The following is a 17,564-nucleotide window of genomic DNA, read 5'->3' as shown; positions in this document are numbered from 1 at the left end:
CCAGTAAAGGTTCCGACATTCAGATGCCCCCGACCCGTATTGTCGACTTGCGTGAGATCGTGCTTCCCGGCATGGGCAGCGCCGGGAATAGATTCCAGACGGGCAGGTTGCTGGCATCGTATTGGATGGAGACCACGAACTGTTTTCCGTCGGCCGTGCTGTCTTTAGCCTGATAGGTCAGCTTGTCGGAATCGACAAAGGGATATCCACTGGCGTTGTTGTTGACGAAGCTGGTCACCAGCGCCTGGCGCTCGGTTTCGTTCAGCCCGGCAATTGCCGTGCGTGCGGCATCCGCCGCGATCTGCTGCACGGAGTTGCTTGCACCAAAATAGATACCATATGCAACCATGCCGAGCAAAAGCAGGATGAAAATGGGCGAAAGCAGTGCAAACTCGATTGCAGAGGTGCCGGAATTTTCTCTACATAGACGCCAGATTATTCTTAAGTGGAGTGTTTTTTGGCACTTTGTGGCGGCTGCCTTACTTTCTGTGCTGTTCATACCCTTTGCCCGTTGGGAGATGTGTGAGATCTATCGAAGCCCATCGTGCAATGTAACCCATGGTTGCTTAAAGGCGGCTTAAGACATTTCGACAAAGTGGAATCGACGACAGGTTTCTTGCCGGAAACGAAAATCTCGAAGTGAGAAAACGCAGCCAAGCCTATGGTTTCAATTACTGTTCTATCGGCCACGAGGTAGCTCTCGGCGCGCCTTACTTTGGGTGACCCCTAGAGCCTGTTGAAATAAAAATTCTCCACGTTACTGTCTGGCCACCAGCTGCCGGAAAGGGAACCGGCGGCGCGCTCAAAGGGGCCATCTAATCGGTTTCGGGGCGTCAACACTCAAGAGGCGTAGCTGTAGGGCCGTCTCGACAGGGAGAACTTCATGCTGAAAAATATGCTGAAGGCGACGGTATTCGCCACAACCATGACGTTGGCCGCGGGCACGTTCTACGCGCCGGCTTTCGCCGAGGTCGTCTATAACAGAGGCAGCGCCGCCGAAGTGGAGTCGGTCGACCCGCACAAGACCTCGACAGTCTACGAAGCCAATGTTTTGCGTGACCTGTTCCAGGGACTGGTCATGCAAGATCAAAAGGCGAATGTCATTCCGGGCGCCGCCGAGAGCTGGACGGTATCGGACGACGGCACCGTCTATACCTTCAAGCTGCGCAAGGACGGCGTCTGGTCGGACGGCAGCCCGGTGACGGCAGATGACTTCGTCTACTCTTTCCAGCGGCTGGAAGACCCGGCCACCGGCGCCGAATATGCCTCGATGCTCTATCCCGTGAAGAACGCCGAGGAGGTGAACACCAAGAAGGCCAAGCCCGAGGAGATGGGCGTCAAGGCAATTGACGCAAGTACCCTGGAAGTGACGCTGAAGGCGCCCACGCCCTACTTCCTCGAAATGCTGACCCACCAGGCGGCCTATCCGGTCAACAAGGCTTCCATCGAAAAGCTTGGCGCAGATTGGATCAAGCCGGGCAACCTGGTCTCCAACGGCGCCTTTACGCTGGCGGAGTGGGTTCCCAACGACCACATCAAACTGGTCAAGAATCCGAAATTCTGGGATGCTGCGACCGTCAAGATCGATACCGTCAATGTTATCCCGACCGAAGACCGCTCGTCGGCGATGAAGCGCTTCGAGGCCGGCGAACTCGACAGCTACGACGATCTCCCGACCGAACAGCTCGCCGATCTCAAGGCCAAGTTTGGCGATCAAATCCGCGTCGGGCCGTATCTCGGCACCTACTATTATGCGATCAAGACCGACAAGGCCCCATGGGATAATGTCGAGCTGCGCAACGCCATCTCCATGGCAATCGACCGCGACTTCATTGCCGAAAAGGTCTGGCAGAACTCGATGCTGCCCGGTTATTCGATGGTGCCTCCGGGCATCGAGGGTTACACGCCGGCAATGGCCAAGTATGCTGAGATGTCGCAAATCGACCGCGAGGACGAAGCCAAGAAGGTGCTTGAGAAGCTTGGCTACACGCCCGAGAATCCGCTGAAGATGGAAATCCGCTACAACACTTCGGAAAACCACAAGAACACCGCGGTCGCCATCCAGGAACAGTTGAAGCCGCTCGGCATCGAAATCACGTTGCTCAACACCGACACCAAGACCCACTACTCCTTCCTGGAGCAGAAGGGCGACTATGACGTCGCGCGTGCCGCCTGGATTGCGGACTACAAGGATCCGGAAACCTTCCTCGGCATCACCCGCAAGGCCAGTGGCAACAACTATTCGGTCTACAATAGCCCGAAATACGAGGAGGCCATGGACAAGGCGGCAGCCGCCGGCGGCAAGCCCGAAGAGCGCATGAAGGAACTCGCCAAGGCCGAGCGCATCCTCGTCGATGAGGTCGGCAACATCCCGCTTCTCTACTATAGTTATCACGATATCGTTTCTCCGAAGCTTCATGGCTTCGAGGACAACGTCATGGACGTGCATCCGTCGCGCTTCATCTCCAAGGACTGATTTTCCTTGGCCGAACTGCCGCTCTTTTGCAGCGCCGCGCGTCCTTCGGAACGCGCAAAGGACGCTGTAACGCTTTGATTTTGCGCATGGCCCCTTCCGAACCTTCGGTTCGGTTCGGGGTCTTGAGTTAGGGCGGCGGTTCCGGTTTGCTAGCAAAGCGGGGAACCGATGCTGCGTTACGTATTTCGGCGGCTCCTGACCGCCATTCCGACGCTGTTCGTCATCGTGACGATGGCGTTCTTCCTGATACGCGTCGCGCCGGGCGGGCCATTCAATCAGGAGCGGGGCCTGAGTCCGGAGATCAAGGCCAATCTTGAAGCGCAGTTTGGCCTGAACGATCCGCTCTGGCTGCAATATGTCCACTATCTCGGCAATCTGCTGCGCGGCAATTTCGGGCCGAGCTACAACATGCCGGATTTCACCGTCACCGAATTGTTTGCCAAGGGGCTGCCCATTTCGATTCAGATCGGCGCCTCGGCCCTGATCCTGGCGCTGCTGCTCGGCAGTCTCCTCGGCACCATTGCCGCGCTCAATCAGAACAAGCTTGCCGACTATTCGGTGATTGCGCTGGCTGCCGCTGGCAGCACTATCCCGACCTTCGTCATCGCACCAGTGATCCAGCTTTTGTTCGGTCTGACCTGGAAGCTGCTGCCGATCGGCGGCTGGGGGGATGGCGCTCTCCTCAACAAGGTCGGGCCTGTGCTGACCCTCGCTTTGCCGCAGATCGCCATCGTCGCCCGCCTGATGCGCGGCTCGATGATCGAATCGTTGCGCTCGCACCACATCCGCACCGCACGCGCGCTCGGTCTGTCGGACTGGTCGGTGGTCGTCAAGCATGCGCTGCGCGGCGCCATTCTGCCGATCGTCTCCTTCACCGGCCCGGCGGCGGCGGCATTGCTCACCGGCTCGATCATCGTCGAGACGATTTTCGCCGTTCCCGGCATCGGCCGCTATTTCGTCGAGGCTGCGCTCAACCGCGACTACACGCTGGTCATGGGCACCGTGGTGGTCATCGCTCTGTTCACCATCGTCTTCAACCTGATCGTCGACATCATGTACGCCTTCGTCGATCCGAGAGTGCGCTATGACTGACATCGCAGCCACCGTTCCGGCCGTCGTCGGCCGCTCCCTGTGGGCCGATGCCTGGGCGCGCCTCAAGGCCAATCGCGCCGCCATGTTCAGCCTGTATTATCTTGCCTTCATCGCGCTCCTCAGCGTGTTCGGGCCCTCTTTGGTGCCGCATCGATACACCACCATCTACGCCGACTATGTGCGCACGCCGCCGAGCTTCTCGGCCTATCCGAAGGCCGACAAGATCGAAACGGCGCTCAATGAGGCGATCAAGCGTATGCGTGTCGACATCAAGGAGTGGCGGCAGGAAGACAATCGCATCTTCGTCACCGTCACATCTTCCAAGCCGATCGACGACCGCAATGTCCGCTACCTCGACCGTTCCGATGCCTTCGACAACACGAAGATCGAGAGCAAATCGCCTGACGGCCTTGAAGCGGTGATGAGCGCTTCGATCAGGCAGCAGTATTTCCTGTTCGGCACCGACAATACCGGCCGCGATCTCCTGTCGCGGACGCTGATGGCCGGGCGCATCTCGCTGGCCATCGGCCTGCTCGCCGGGGTCGTCGCCGGCGTCATCGGCGTGCTCTATGGCGCTACTGCCGGCCTTGCCGGCGGCAAGGTCGACGAGGTGATGATGCGCATCGTCGATGTGCTTTATTCGCTGCCGTTCATCTTCTTCGTCATCATGCTGGTGGTCTTCTTCGGCCGGAACTTCGTGCTGATGTTCCTTGCGGTCGGCGCCGTGCTCTGGCTCGACATGGCGCGCATCGTGCGCGGTCAGGCGCTGTCGATCCGGCGGCAGGAATATGTCCAGGCGGCGGAGGCGATGGGCATCGGCCAGCGCGGCATCCTGATCCGCCACGTCATTCCCAACCTGCTTGGCCCAGTGGTCATCTACATGACGCTGCTGGTGCCGCATGTCATCATCCTGGAGAGTTTCCTGTCCTTCCTCGGGCTTGGCGTGCAGGAACCGATGACCAGCTGGGGCGTACTGATCTCGACCGGCGCCAAGAACATCGGCACCGCCAACTGGCTGCTCTTGTTCCCTGCCTTCTTTCTCGTCTCGACGCTGTTCGCGCTGAACTTCGTTGGCGACGGCCTGCGCGATGCGCTCGACCCTAGGGATCGTTGAGATGGACGCTTCCGAAACGATCCTCAACGTTAAAGACCTTCGCGTCCGCTTTCGAACGCTCGACGGCGTGGTCGAGGCGGTCAAGGGCATCAACATCCACGTCAATGCAGGCGAAACCGTCGCCGTGGTCGGTGAATCCGGGTCCGGCAAGAGCCAGACGATGATGGCAGCGATGAGCCTGCTGGCCTCGAACGGCGAGGCGACAGGCGTCGTCGACTATCGCGGCCGCAACCTTTTAACCCTAAGCAAGCCCGAGTTGAACAAGGTCCGCGGCCGCAAGATCAGCATGATCTTCCAGGAGCCGATGACCTCGCTCGATCCGCTCTATTCGATCGGCAATCAGCTGATCGAACCGATCCGCCGGCATCGCGGGCTTAGTGCGGCGCAAGCACGCGAAGAGGCGCTCAAGCTCTTGCGGCTGGTTCATATTCCCGATCCCGAACGGCGGATGAAATCCTACCCGCATGAAATGTCGGGTGGCCAGCGACAGCGGGTCATGATCGCCATGGCGCTGGCCAACGATCCCGACATACTGATCGCAGACGAACCGACGACGGCGCTCGACGTGACGATCCAGGCGCAGATCCTCATGCTGCTCGCCGAGCTGCAGCGCAAGCTCGGCATGGCGATCGTCTTCATCACCCATGATCTCGGCATCGTCCGGCGCTTTGCCGACCGCGTCTACGTCATGCGCTACGGCGAAGTCGTCGAGGAGGGCGAGGCGGAAGCGATCTTCGTCAACCCGCAGCATGCCTACACCAAGATGCTGCTGGCCGCCGAGCCGACCGGAACCAAAGCGCCGCCGCCGCCAAACGCGCCTGTCCTGCTCGAAGGCAGGAATGTCGAGGTGAACTTCAAGATCGGCGGCGGGTTTCTTGCCGGAGAGCCGCTGGTGCTGCGCGCGGTCGATCACATTTCGATCCGCCTTCAGCGGAACCAGACCATCGGCATCGTCGGCGAATCCGGTTCGGGAAAATCGACGCTCGGGCGGGCTTTGCTGCGGCTCCTGCCAAGTGATGGCCTCATCCGCTTTGGCGATCGCGATATCTCCTCCGCCGACCGTCAGGCCATGCGGCCGCTGCGGCGTGAATTGCAGCTCGTGTTCCAGGACCCTTTCGGTTCGCTGTCGCCGCGCATGACCGTCGGCCAGGTCATCACCGAAGGGCTTCTGGTGCATGAGCCGACCCTGTCGGGCAGGCAGCGCGATCTGCGCGCGGTCGAGGCCCTGCGCGAAGTCGGACTCGATCCGAATGCGCGCAATCGCTACCCGCACGAATTCTCCGGCGGCCAGCGCCAGCGCATTGCCATCGCGCGCGCGATGATCCTCAAGCCCAAGGTGGTCGTGCTCGACGAGCCGACCTCGGCGCTCGACCGCTCCGTCCAGAAGCAGATCGTCGAGCTGCTGCGCAAGCTGCAGGCCGACCATGAATTGTCCTATCTGTTCATCAGCCACGATCTCGCCGTCGTGCGCGCCATGGCCGACTACATCATCGTCATGAAGCAAGGCAAGATCGTCGAGGAAGGGCCGACCGAGGCGATCTTCAGCAATCCGCAAGCTACCTACACGCAGACGCTGATGGCCGCGGCCATCGACGTCACTCGGTTTCGCTTAAGCGCGTAACGCGATCAGTCAGGCCTGCAGCGGAGGGAGATTTTTTCGGGAGCAAAACAGCCAACCACTGGCCGTTCCGGGAGAAGGAGACAGTTCATTCCGGCTAGGTGATTAGTATCAAGTCTGACCACACAAACCCTGAAGAGTGGGACCCACGTGATTGACCTTTCGGGATCAACGCCCACAAAAGCATAAATGCGCAATGGGGATAAACCACGCATGCTTTGAGCTTGCATTCCAGACAGAGCACCCGCCTGATTTGCGCGACAGTTGGCTGTTGTTAACGAACATCCAGCGCAGGTCGATGTAGGAAAACGTCGCTAGTCGGGTCGAGCGCGGCAGATGCCGGCGAGAATGGTTCAGTCGAAGAAGCCCGCGTCCTCTTCCCTGAGATACTTCCTGGTTGCTTCGGCGTCGATATCGAGGCCCAGCCCCGGCGCTTCCAGCAGGTCCACCATGCTGTCCTTCACGATCTGCGACGGCAGGCCGATTACGAGGTCCTCCCACCAGGGGTCGGAGGCGCTCGGGTATTCGAAGGCGATGTAGTTGGCGGGCAAGGTGGCGCAGACATTGATCAACGCGCCGAGGCCGAGCAGGCCGTTCGCCGTGCCGTGCGGCGCCATCAGGATCGAGTGCATATGGGCGTGCTCGGCTACCCATTTGAGCTCGGCGATGCCACCGATATCGGCCGGGTCCGGACCGATGATACGGACCGCCTGCGTTTCGATCAGCTCCTTGAAATTATGGCGCAGGTAGATCTGCTCGCCGGTATGGATTGGCGTCGAGGTGGAGGTGGTCAGCTCCCGATAGGCCTGCGGATTGACCCACGGCACATAGTCGCCAGTCAGCATGTCCTCGAGCCACATCAAATTGTACTTCTCGACCGCGCGAGCAAACTTGATCGCATCGGGCAGCATCCAGCCCGGGCCGCAGTCGAGCGCCAGGCTGACCTCGTCGCCCAGCACTTCCTTCATCGCGATCACGCAGTCGAGCATGTGATTGAAACCGCGCTCGCTGATCACGCCTTGATCCATGGCACCGTGATAGCCGGCCTTCTTCTGCGTCACGCCGTAATGGAAGCCCTCAATGGTGTCCTTCATGTTGGAGTGGAACGAGATTCCTTGCTTGATCATGAAGAAGTTCTGCGGCTGCTCCATCATCCATTTGACATCAGCGGCGTAATCCTCCGGCCGGTCGCCCGTGCGTTTCTGGCGGATCGAGCCGTTGTAGACGCGCACCTTGTCGCGCACCTTGCCGCCGAGCAGCTTGTAGGCCGGCACGCCTGCGGCCTTGCCGGCAATGTCCCACAGCGCATGCTCGATAGCGCTTACCGCCGCGCCATAGGGCTTGAAAGAGCCGCGTTGGCGGATCTTCAGCATCACCCGCTCGACGTCGGTCGGGTCTTCGCCGATCAGCGCCTCGCGAAAATGCAGGACCCAGGGCTTGAGGTAGGGCTTGGTGTACTCGACCTCGCCCAGGCCATAGAGGCCCTCGTCGGTGACGACGCGAACGATGGGGTGCTTGCCGATGACGGCACAGCGGAGATCGGTGATCTTCATGGCGCAGTCCTATTTCACAGACGAGAAAGCTGTCGGCGTGAGCATCTGGCTGCTGATATTGGCAATGATCTGCCCGTCGCGCTCAGACTCGTCCCGGGCTCTGTGCCATGCCGGATCGGTGACGAAAGCCGCCCATTTCGCCTCACGCTCGGCCAGCGATTCCCAGGCGAGGAAATAGGTGAGGCGATTGCTGTTTTCGCCGATCGCCGTGGTGAAAAACCCGGCTTGGCGGATGCCATGCCTCTCCCAGATGGCCAGCGTTTGGTCGGAAAAGCGCTTGAGCAAAGCCGGCAGCCTGCCCGGCAGGCAGTCATAGATACGCAGTTCGTAGATCATGGTTTCGTCCGTTTCTTTCTTCGCCTCTCCCTTGGGAGAGGTCGACACGAATGGTCGGTCGTTGGCCCTGTGAGCCTGGGGGAATGAGGGAAAGGGGTCTGGGCTAACTCCAGGTCCGGTCCCAGCTATATTCATTGTCCCAATGCTCGGTGGATTGCCATATCCCCGTGACCCCCGGTTGCAGGTGCAGCGAGATTACCTCGTCGACTACGTCGTCAATCCCCAGGCCCGGCTTGTCCAGAACAGTGATAAAGCCGTCCTTGACGAGCGGCTTGGGAACGCCGGTGACGATATCGTCCCACCAGTCGACATCGGCGGAGTGATATTCGAGCGCCATGAAGTTTTCGGTCGCGGTCGCGACATGCGCCGCAGCCATTGCCGCGATTGGACTTTCCGCCATATGGATCGCCATGGCGACACCATGGTCCTGTGCCGCGTCGCCGATCTTCTTGGTCTCGAGGATGCCGCCGGTGGTCAGCAAGTCCGGATGGATGACCGAGATGCCTGAGTTGAGCAGCGGCTCGAAGCCTTCCTTGAGGTAGATGTCCTCACCCGTGCAGATCGGCACGGACGTAGCCTGCTGCAACTGCCGATACTGCTCGGTGTACTGCCAGGGGATCACGTCCTCGAGCCAGGCCGGTGCATATTTCTCGATCCGCCGGGCGAGACGGATGCCGTCTTGCAGCGAGATGTGGCCGACATGGTCGATGGCGAGCGGGATCTCGTATCCGATCACCTCGCGGACCTCGTGGATGTACTGCTCGAGCAGGTCGATACCCTTTTCGGTGAAATGCAGGCCCGTGAACGGGTGCTGCACGTTCTGCGCATCGTAGGCGAGATTGCGCGCCTTGCGCTCCTCGAGCGCGCCGCCACGGCCGCGTGGATTGGCGTGAAACCCTTCAAGCGCGCCGGCGGGCGCGGCCACGGCGCCCGGGACATGGGCGATCTGCATCAAACCCAGGTCCATCTTGAGGAAGGTGAAACCACGGTCCATGCGCTCCTTGAGACGCTTTCCGGTTTCGGTGCCGCTCGGTTTCTCGGCGTCGGTATCGCAATAGACGCGCACCTTGTCGCGAAACTTGCCGCCGAGCATCTGGTAGATCGGCACGCCATAGGCCTTGCCGGCGAGATCCCACAGCGCGATTTCGACCGCCGAGACGCCGCCGCCTTGCCGGCCATGGCCACCAAATTGCTTGATGCGGCGGAACAGTCGGTCAATGTCACAGGGATTCTCGCCGAGCAACCGGCTCTTCAGCATCAGCGCGTAGGTCGCGCTGGCGCCGTCGCGCACCTCACCAAGCCCCACGATTCCCTGGTTGGTGTAAATCTTGAGCAGCGCGGAGGTGAACGGCGCGCCGACGATTTCGGCAACCCGCATGTCGGTGATGCGAAGGTCGGACGGCTTGGAGTCCGTGTTCACCCGATTGAGCGCCTCGTCGGCCCCATCCGTTTTTGGCATGATCAGTCCTCGTTCTGGTCAGCTGGGCTCGTGGGCAGGCCTAAACTAGCCCAGCTCAATCTCATGGGCCTGCAGGTAGTCGCGGTCCATCTCAACACCCAGACCAGGCTTCGATGTCAGCTTCAGGCTGCCGTTCGAAACGTCGAGAGGTCTGTCGATGAGGTGATCGTATTTGCCCAGGTTCCACTCCGACGTTTCGAGCTTGTAGAAGTTGGGAACGGTCATCATCACCTGCGCTCCCGCAACCACGTTGATCGGCCCAGCGGCGTCATGCGGCGAGACCGGGATGTAGTAGGCTTCGCATAGGGCGGAAATCTTCTTGAGTTCGGTAATGCCGCCGGTCCATGTCACGTCGGGCATAATGTAGTCAGCGAGCTTGTTCTCGAGTACCGGCACGAAATCCCATTTCGTGTGGCCGCGCTCGCCCCACGAGATAGCGGCACTGACCTTCTCACGCACCTGCTTGAGGGCGTTAAGGCTCTCGGGCGGGCACGGCTCCTCAAACCAGTCGATCTGGCCGGCTTCCTCTAGGCTCCGACAGAGGCGAATGGCGGTGGGAACATCGAAGCGGCCATGCGCATCGATGAGAATGTCGATGTCAGGCCCCGCCGTTTCGCGGATCAGCGCCGTGAGTTCGGCCGCTTCGCGCTCGTCCTTGCGGGTCATGCTGCCATCGAGGTAACCGTCCCGCTGTTCGCGGGACAGGCCATCGGCGGTGCGGCCCTGGTGGGGGAAAGGATCGAACTTGAGCGCAGCGTGTCCGGACTCGACGATGTCCAAAATTTCGCGGACCACAGCCTCCTTGCTGGTGAATTTGGCCTGGTTAGGATGGGTATAGAGTGCGATTTCATCGCGCACCGGTCCGCCTAGCAGCTCGTAGATCGGCTTACCGAGGACTTTGCCCCGGATATCCCAGAGGGCTATATCGATGGCGCTCACGCATTCGACGGCGGCGCCGCGGCTGCCCATGTAGGTGAAGCTGCGGAAAATCTTGTGCCAGAGACGCTCGATATGAGCTGGATTCTCGCCTGTCACGGCGATGCCGATCTGCCGCAGGATCGTGCACAGGGCGCGGTTGGCGAGCCTTGTGGTTGTCGTGATCTCTCCCCAGCCGCTCACCCCTTCGTCGGTCGTCACCTCGACGAAAAGGAACTCTCCCCAATAGGAAGCATCGGATTTGATCAGCCACGGCCGAATGCTCGTGATTTTCATCTCAACTACCTTTTTCGAAATGGTCGGGCTAACGATGTTCTGGACTGGACATTCTATCCGGCCCGAGCGGCGTTGCGCGCTCGCATCTGTTCGAGAATATGCCGGCCCGAACCCTCGACATGGCGAGAAACGAGTTCGGCCGCCTTGTCGGCCTCTCCCGCCTTTACGAGCGCGATGAGTTCGCGGTGCTCGCGAATGATCGCGGCACGCCGTGCAAGCGTGAAGTTGAAACGCCGGCTCACGGCTCGCAGCACTTCGCGATGCTTCCACCAAAGTTCGGCGGCATGGCGGTTATAGTGCCGCTGGTACATCACGGTGTGGAAAGCCGTATCCAGCTCGCTGTGCCTGAACGTGTCGGCGAAGTTGTTCTCTTCGATCAGGCCTTGGAGACGTTCGAGCTCGGCGATGTCCTCGCCGGTTGCCATATTCACAAACCATCGCGTCAGGGCTGGCTCGATCAGAACACCGATCTCGTAGATATCCCTGACAAAATCCTGATCTATGGGTCGGACGCGCGCCCCGCGGTTGGGGAGAAAGATGACAAACCCCTCCCCGCGCAAGAGCTGCAGGGCCTCGCGCACGGGGTTGGTTGAGGTGCCATGACGCCGGGCGAGATCGGTGACCACAAGCCGTTCGTTGGCGGCGAGCCGTCCTTCGATGATGTCTTCCCTAATCAGTTCGTAAACTGAGGCGCCCTCGCTGGAGGCCCCTATGGGGTCAATCTCCACCGGTGGCTTGGCTTTAAAATCACTTATTTCGGCCAATGCCGGCTCCCCTATTTCAGTACATACTCTGCCCGATATCACACACGGCTTCCACAAACAATGTACGATCCTATGCGTTGACAGGCAATCCACGATCTGAAAACGTACAAGGTGATCGAAGGGATACATAGAATAGGGAGGCGTCCCACGGTCGTACGAGCTAAGCCGCTTTGCCTCGGCGCAGGGCGGCATGGAGAACCAGGGAGGATACCTATGACGAGGATTACGCTCGGCAGTGCGGTCCTGCGCGGCACTGTCGCCACTGCTTTGATGGCATCGCTGATGTCCACATCGGCACTCGGTGCGCCGCCGGTCGACCTGAGCAAGTGGTCGCCGGAATATGTGCGCTCCATTGCCGGCACACAGGATTTTGACACGGCAGCCGATTGCGCCAAGGTCACCCCGCTCGACTACAAGGGGCGACTGACTTTCTGGTATCAGGGCGTGTTCGAGGGCGACCCCGACCTCCTGCGCCAGTACTACAAGGAATTTTTCGAGACCTTCCGCAAGACCTATCCGAACATCCAGCTCGAGGAACAAGCCCTCACCTATAACGACCTTCTTGACAAGTTCCGCACGGCGCTCCTGGGCAATGCCGCGCCGATGGCGGTCCGCCTGCAAATCCTGGGTGGTACCGAGTTCGCGTCAAAGGGCTACCTGGAACCGCTCAAACCCGAGGATGTCGGCTATTCGACCGATGATTTCTGGCCCGGCGCCATGAAGGCTGTAACCTGGGAGGACGTAACCTACGGCATTCCGACCAACAACGAGACGATGGCGTTCATCTGGAACGCCGACATCTTCAAGCGGGCGGGCCTCGATCCGGACAAGCCACCGGCAACCTGGGACGACGTCGTCAAATATTCCAAGCAGATCCACGACAAGCTCGGCATTGCCGGCTATGGCCTCGTGGCTCGCAAGAATGCCGGCAATACGCCGTACCGTTTCATGCCACAGCTATGGGCTTATGGCGGCGGAGTCTTCGACGAAGCAACCGCGAACCCGACCTATGAGGAGGTCGAGCTCAATAGCCCGCAGAGCAAGGCGGCGCTGCAAGCCTCCTACGACATGTACGTTCGCGACAAGTCGGTTCCGGTTTCGGCACTCACCAACCAGCAGGCCGATAACCAGCCCCTGTTCGTCGCCGGCCAGCTTGGCATGATGATCTCGCACCCGTCCGACTACGACGTGATGCTCGACCTGCAGAAGAAGGCGACGGGCACCGACAAGGACAAGGCGCAGACCGTCATCGACAACATGCGCTACGGCCTGATTCCGACTGGCCCCGACGGCAAGCGCGCCGTCGTCTTCGGCGGCTCGAACATTCACATCCTGAAGCCCGAATATGTCGAGGGCGGCAAGGTAGACGAGCCGGCTGCAAAGGCTATCATCTGCATGTGGACGAGCCCTGAATGGTCGCTGAAGATGGCCTACGCCGGCTCGAACCCGGGCAATCTTAACGGCTTCAAGACCAAATGGATGAAGGAACGTCTGGACAACATCGAGTTCCTCGATGTGACGACCTCGATGCTACCATATGGCATCCCGTTCCCAGCGCTGCCGCAGTCCCCCGAGATCATGAACATCATCGTCCCGGACATGCTGCAGAATGCCCTGACCGGAGCGATGACCGTCGACCAGGCAGCGGACGACGCGGCCCAGAGGGTCAAAGACCTGATGGGCGGACTCTAGTCCAAGCCTGACCTGGATCTGGCCGGCTGCGCCGATAGTGCAGCCGGCTCGTTCCGAAGAACGAGGGCACGCCACAGTGACGATCGTGACCGGCAAGGCCGAGGCTCGCCGAATATTGCAACCCGGTAAATCCGGCCTGTTGCGGAAGATATGGGAGCATCGCGCCGACTACGCGTACGTGCTCCCTGCGATCGCCGTGATGCTCATCGTCATCGCCTATCCGATCTACTACACGATCGAACTGTCGTTCTTTAAGACGCCGCCCGGCCTACAGCTCCGCGACAAGACCTTTATCGGCTTCGACAACTACACGACCATCCTCGCCAGTCGTGTGTTCTGGAAAGTCACCTGGAACACTCTGATCTGGACACTGGGATCCACTTTCATCTCCTTTGTCCTGGGGTTTGCCGCCGCGCTGGCGCTCCACCGCGATTTTATCGGCCGTGGTGTCCTGCGCGCTATCCTGATCGTTCCCTGGGTCATCAGCGCGGTCGCCGCCTCCTATATCTGGAGGTGGATCTACCATTCGGACTTCGGGATCATCGGCGCAGTGCTGGTCGGCCTCGGATTGGCCGACCGGCCGCCGAATTTCATCGACAGCGTTAGCACGGTGCTGCCATCCCTGATCGTCGTCAATATCTGGCGCGAGTTTCCGTTTGCCATGATCATGATGATGGCCGGCCTGCAGACAGTCCCCGAACAGTTGCTGAGCGCTGCAAAAGTCGACGGAGCCAGTGCATGGCAGCGCTTCTGGCACGTCACCTTCCCGCATTTGCGCAACGTCTCGACAGTGACGATCCTGCTGCTCGCGGTGGCCAACTTCAATTCCTTCATCATCCCCTGGATCATGACCGGCGGCGGGCCGTCGAACGCATCGCATATCTGGATCACCCACATTTATGAGCTCGCCTTCGGCCGACAGCTCTGGGGCGTGGCATCGGCCTATTCGGTGCTCCTGTTCCTCATCCTGATGACGCTGGGCTACTTCTACGTCCGTGCGCTAAGCGGCAACGAGCGGAAAGAAGGGAGCGCATGAGCACGATTGTCGAGACAGCCCCTCGAGGTCAGACCCGGCGCCGCATGCGTGTCGACGGATGGCGGTGGGCCGGGCGCATCTTCCTCGTTTTCATGCTGCTTTACACCGCGTTGCCGATGATCTGGATGCTGATCACTTCGATCAAGTCCGGGTTCGCGGCGATGCAATTTCCCCCGCAATGGTGGCCGGACCAGCCTACCCTCGCCAGCTATCAAAAGCTGCTCGATCCGCAGAACAGCGTCGGTCAGGACTTCCTCCGCTTCTTCTGGAACAGCCTTTTCGTCTCGACCGTCACGACAATCCTTTCGGTGATCGTGGCTGTCCCTGCGGCCTACGCGTTTTCGCGCTTCAGTTTCCCCGGCCGAAACTTCCTGTTCTTCTCGGTGCTGCTGCGCAACATGTTCCCGGCGGTGATCTTTCTCGTGCCGCTCTTTATCCTGATGCGCGTGCTGGGGCTGGTGAACACGCATGGCTCGCTGATCCTCACCTATCTCACCTTCGGCCTGCCGCTGGCGATCTGGCTGCTCAAGGGCTTTTACGACAACATCCCGGTGCAGCTTGAGCAGGCGGCGCGCATCGATGGGGCAACGCGGTTCCAGGCCTTCATCCTGATCGTGATGCCGCTCTCGACGCCGGGAATCATTGCCACCGCGATCTATTCCTTCATCGGCGCGTGGAACGAGTACATCTACGCCTACACTTTCCTCTCCAAGAACGAACAGCTGACACTGCCGGTCGGCATCCAGCGCTTCTTCTCGGAAAATACGACGGACTTTCCGGGCCTAATGGCGGCCAGCTTTATGATGAGCGTGCCCGTCGTGGTGCTGTTCCTCGTCCTGCAACGATACTTCGTACGCGCCCTCACAGAAGGCGCGGTCAAGCATTAGGGAGTTGCCGATGGCCCACGTGGTCCTCAAAGATCTCGTCAAGACCTATGGCAGCTTCAAAGCCGTCAACGACGTTTCGTTGACGGTCAATGACGCCGAATTCGTTGCGCTCGTCGGCCCTTCGGGCTGCGGCAAGACAACCACGCTTAATCTCGTCGCGGGGCTGATCCCAATCACATCGGGCGACATCGTCATCGGGGAACGAGTGGTGAACGACCTCGACCCCAAGGACCGCGACATTGCAATGGTGTTCCAGAACTACGCGCTCTACCCGCAGAAATCGGTCTACAAGAACCTGGCGTTCCCGTTGCAGATGCGCAAACTCCCGAGGGACGAGATCGACAGGAAGGTCAAGGAAGCGGCGCGAGTGCTCGACATGACGCACTTGCTCGAGCGCAAGCCGCGCGAACTTTCGGGCGGGCAGCAGCAGCGTGTGGCCCTGGGCCGTGCCCTCGTCCGCGACCCCGCTGTGTTCCTGATGGACGAGCCGCTCTCTAACCTCGATGCCAAACTGCGCGTGCAGATGCGGTCCGAAATAAAGCGGTTCCATCAGGACCTGAAGGCGACGATCATCTATGTAACGCACGACCAGCTCGAGGCCGTGACCATGGCAGATAGGATGGCGGTGATGAACGGCGGCTATCTGCAGCAATACGATTCGCCGGCGCAGGTTTTCGCCCATCCCGTGAACATGTTTGTCGCGAGCTTCATAGGCAGCCCAGCGATGAGCCTTATTCCGCTGGAGGCATCGACGGCAAACGGCAACACCGTGTTGACCAGCGCGGAAGGCTGGAGCCTCGAGCTGTCGCAACTCAACGCGCGCAAGGTCCAGAGGGCGACGACCAAGAAGGTCGTGCTCGGAGCGCGACACTCGACGATCAAGCTGCACAACAGCGCGGTCCCCGGTGCCATTCCGGCCAAGGCCTTTACGGTGGAACCAACCGGAGACGTCACCTTCGTGCAGGCGTTCCTCTCCGGCGCCATCGTCAACATCAGCGTGCCTCCCAACATCGCCGTCGCACCTGACGAACAGATCTGGCTCGAGTTCGATCAGGAGCGGATGCATCTGTTCGACGGCGAAACTGAAATGGCCCTCACGGCCAACTGAGATAGGGCGGCGCGTGGAACGTGGGCGTAGATGACTGAGAAGCTTAAGATCACCGCGATCAAGCCCTATCCAGTATGGGTAGGAACGCGCAACCAGATGCTCGTCAAGGTCGAGACCGACCAAGGCATCTTCGGCTGGGGCGAGAGCGGCTTGAGCGGTCGCGAGAAGGCCGTGGCCGGCGCGGTAGAGCACTATCGCGAGTTCCTCATCGGCCGCGACCCGATGCAGATTGGCCGGATCTGGCAGGAGGTTTATCGCAGCCAGTACTTCGAAGGCGGCCGAGTTCTGCAGGCGGCGATTTCCGCCATCGACATCGCCCTTCACGACATCAAGGGCAAGGCGCTGGGGGTGCCTGTCTACGAGCTGCTGGGCGGCAAGCAGCGCGACCGCGTCCCCACCTTCGCCTCGACCGGAGACGAGGCCGAGGGGGATGTCGCCATAGAACGAGCCCGCGAACTCCGCGCGCAAGGGTGGCAGGCGATCCGCTTCTTCCCCGTCGGGCAAAACGGCAGGGACATCTTCGAGCCGCGCGAGTCGATCGGCGCCACCGCGAGTATGATGAACAAGGCGCGCGAGGCGCTGGGCGACGACGTCGTCCTCGGCATCGACTATCATCATCGGCTATCGGTGGCGGAGGCGGCGAGCTTCTGCAACAAGCTCGGCCGCGGCGTGCTTGATTTCCTCGAGGAGCCGATACGGGACGAGACACCGGAGGCCTACGAATCCCTGCGCACGATGACCGACATCCCCTTTGCCATCGGCGAGGAATTTGCCAGCAAGTGGCAGTTCCTGCCCTATATCGAACGCGGCATCCACCAGTTCAACCGGCTCGATGTTTGCAATGTCGGCGGACTCACCGAGGCGATGAAAGTCGCTGGCTGGAGCGAAGCGCACTACGTCGACCTGATGCCGCACAATCCGCTTGGCCCGGTGTGCACGGCCGCGACCATGCATCTCGCTGCCGCGGTCTCCAACTTCGCGTGGCTCGAGACCAGGGCGCCCGAGAGAAAGCTGGGCTTCGACAATTCCGACTTCTTCCCGGTGCAACCACAACTCGATGGCGCCGACTATCCGGTCAGTGACCTGCCGGGGCTAGGCGTCGAGGTCGACGAAAAGGCGGTCCAGGCGGAGAGCTTTCGTTTCTGGGAAGCGCCTCACCTTAAGCGCCGCGACGGTTCCGTTACGAACTGGTAGTTCTCTTTCAACCGGAGTCCACG

General features: G+C 60.4%; 15 protein-coding genes. 9 read left to right on the top strand and 6 right to left on the bottom strand.

What is annotated here, in order from left to right; all coding sequences use genetic code 11:
* Positions 1 to 19 precede the first annotated feature (19 nt).
* Positions 20 to 499: a TadE/TadG family type IV pilus assembly protein gene (locus tag EJ075_RS02005; protein WP_095486238.1), complete on the bottom strand. Its 480-nt coding sequence runs from the start codon at positions 497 to 499 to the stop codon at positions 20 to 22.
* 384 nt (positions 500 to 883) lie between these two features.
* Between EJ075_RS02005 and EJ075_RS02000 the strand changes: the two genes are divergently transcribed.
* The 4 genes from EJ075_RS02000 (at position 884) to EJ075_RS01985 (ending at position 6,303) form a co-directional block, all read left to right on the top strand.
* On the top strand, positions 884 to 2,476 hold the full coding sequence (locus EJ075_RS02000) for a peptide ABC transporter substrate-binding protein (protein ID WP_095486239.1): 1,593 nt from the start codon (positions 884 to 886) through the stop codon (positions 2,474 to 2,476).
* 168 nt (positions 2,477 to 2,644) lie between these two features.
* On the top strand, positions 2,645 to 3,568 hold the full coding sequence (locus tag EJ075_RS01995; RefSeq protein ID WP_095486240.1) for an ABC transporter permease subunit: 924 nt from the start codon (positions 2,645 to 2,647) through the stop codon (positions 3,566 to 3,568).
* Positions 3,561 to 4,682, top strand: a complete 1,122-nt coding sequence (locus EJ075_RS01990) for an ABC transporter permease subunit (RefSeq protein WP_095486241.1) — start codon at positions 3,561 to 3,563, stop codon at positions 4,680 to 4,682. Before EJ075_RS01995 ends, EJ075_RS01990 begins: the two co-directional genes overlap by 8 nt.
* A 1-nt stretch (position 4,683) precedes the next feature.
* The gene (locus EJ075_RS01985) at positions 4,684 to 6,303 is read left to right on the top strand and encodes an ABC transporter ATP-binding protein (protein WP_126103153.1); all 1,620 of its coding nucleotides are present in this window, start codon (positions 4,684 to 4,686) and stop codon (positions 6,301 to 6,303) included.
* Between the two features lie 350 nt (positions 6,304 to 6,653).
* On the opposite strand, the gene EJ075_RS01980 is transcribed toward EJ075_RS01985, so the two are convergent.
* The 5 genes from EJ075_RS01980 to EJ075_RS01960 all read right to left on the bottom strand — a co-directional run bounded on the left by EJ075_RS01980 (position 6,654) and on the right by EJ075_RS01960 (position 11,624).
* Complete coding sequence (locus EJ075_RS01980; protein ID WP_126103152.1) at positions 6,654 to 7,853, bottom strand: mandelate racemase/muconate lactonizing enzyme family protein; 1,200 nt, start codon at positions 7,851 to 7,853, stop codon at positions 6,654 to 6,656.
* Positions 7,854 to 7,862: 9 nt separating this feature from the next.
* Positions 7,863 to 8,189 (bottom strand): NIPSNAP family protein, encoded by a 327-nt coding sequence (locus EJ075_RS01975; RefSeq protein WP_126103151.1) that lies wholly within the window; start codon positions 8,187 to 8,189, stop codon positions 7,863 to 7,865.
* A 103-nt stretch (positions 8,190 to 8,292) separates the two neighbouring features.
* Positions 8,293 to 9,648: a mandelate racemase/muconate lactonizing enzyme family protein gene (locus tag EJ075_RS01970; RefSeq protein WP_126103150.1), complete on the bottom strand. Its 1,356-nt coding sequence runs from the start codon at positions 9,646 to 9,648 to the stop codon at positions 8,293 to 8,295.
* Between the two features lie 45 nt (positions 9,649 to 9,693).
* A complete protein-coding gene (locus EJ075_RS01965) occupies positions 9,694 to 10,860 on the bottom strand; it encodes a mandelate racemase/muconate lactonizing enzyme family protein (RefSeq protein ID WP_126103149.1) in 1,167 nt (388 codons plus the stop codon).
* Positions 10,861 to 10,913: 53 nt separating this feature from the next.
* The gene (locus EJ075_RS01960) at positions 10,914 to 11,624 is read right to left on the bottom strand and encodes a GntR family transcriptional regulator (RefSeq protein WP_126107207.1); all 711 of its coding nucleotides are present in this window, start codon (positions 11,622 to 11,624) and stop codon (positions 10,914 to 10,916) included.
* A gap of 213 nt (positions 11,625 to 11,837) precedes the next feature.
* Between EJ075_RS01960 and EJ075_RS01955 the strand changes: the two genes are divergently transcribed.
* From EJ075_RS01955 to EJ075_RS01935, 5 genes are all read left to right on the top strand, one after another.
* Positions 11,838 to 13,316 carry a sugar ABC transporter substrate-binding protein gene (locus EJ075_RS01955; RefSeq protein ID WP_126103148.1) on the top strand — a complete coding sequence of 493 codons (1,479 nt, stop codon included), beginning with the start codon at positions 11,838 to 11,840 and terminating at the stop codon, positions 13,314 to 13,316.
* Positions 13,317 to 13,392: 76 nt separating this feature from the next.
* On the top strand, positions 13,393 to 14,352 hold the full coding sequence (locus EJ075_RS01950; protein ID WP_126103147.1) for a sugar ABC transporter permease: 960 nt from the start codon (positions 13,393 to 13,395) through the stop codon (positions 14,350 to 14,352).
* Positions 14,349 to 15,239, top strand: a complete 891-nt coding sequence (locus EJ075_RS01945) for a carbohydrate ABC transporter permease (RefSeq protein ID WP_126103146.1) — start codon at positions 14,349 to 14,351, stop codon at positions 15,237 to 15,239. Before EJ075_RS01950 ends, EJ075_RS01945 begins: the two co-directional genes overlap by 4 nt.
* 10 nt (positions 15,240 to 15,249) lie before the next feature.
* Positions 15,250 to 16,347, top strand: a complete 1,098-nt coding sequence (locus tag EJ075_RS01940) for an ABC transporter ATP-binding protein (RefSeq protein ID WP_126103145.1) — start codon at positions 15,250 to 15,252, stop codon at positions 16,345 to 16,347.
* Positions 16,348 to 16,377: 30 nt separating this feature from the next.
* On the top strand, positions 16,378 to 17,541 hold the full coding sequence (locus EJ075_RS01935; RefSeq protein ID WP_126103144.1) for a mandelate racemase/muconate lactonizing enzyme family protein: 1,164 nt from the start codon (positions 16,378 to 16,380) through the stop codon (positions 17,539 to 17,541).
* The last annotated feature ends 23 nt before the right edge of the window (positions 17,542 to 17,564 follow it).

This window comes from Mesorhizobium sp. M6A.T.Cr.TU.016.01.1.1, from assembly GCF_003952585.1.
GTDB classification, from domain to species: domain Bacteria; phylum Pseudomonadota; class Alphaproteobacteria; order Rhizobiales; family Rhizobiaceae; genus Mesorhizobium; species Mesorhizobium mediterraneum.
Note: the sequence above shows the minus strand (reverse complement) of the source record. Positions and strands in the feature narration are given on the sequence as shown.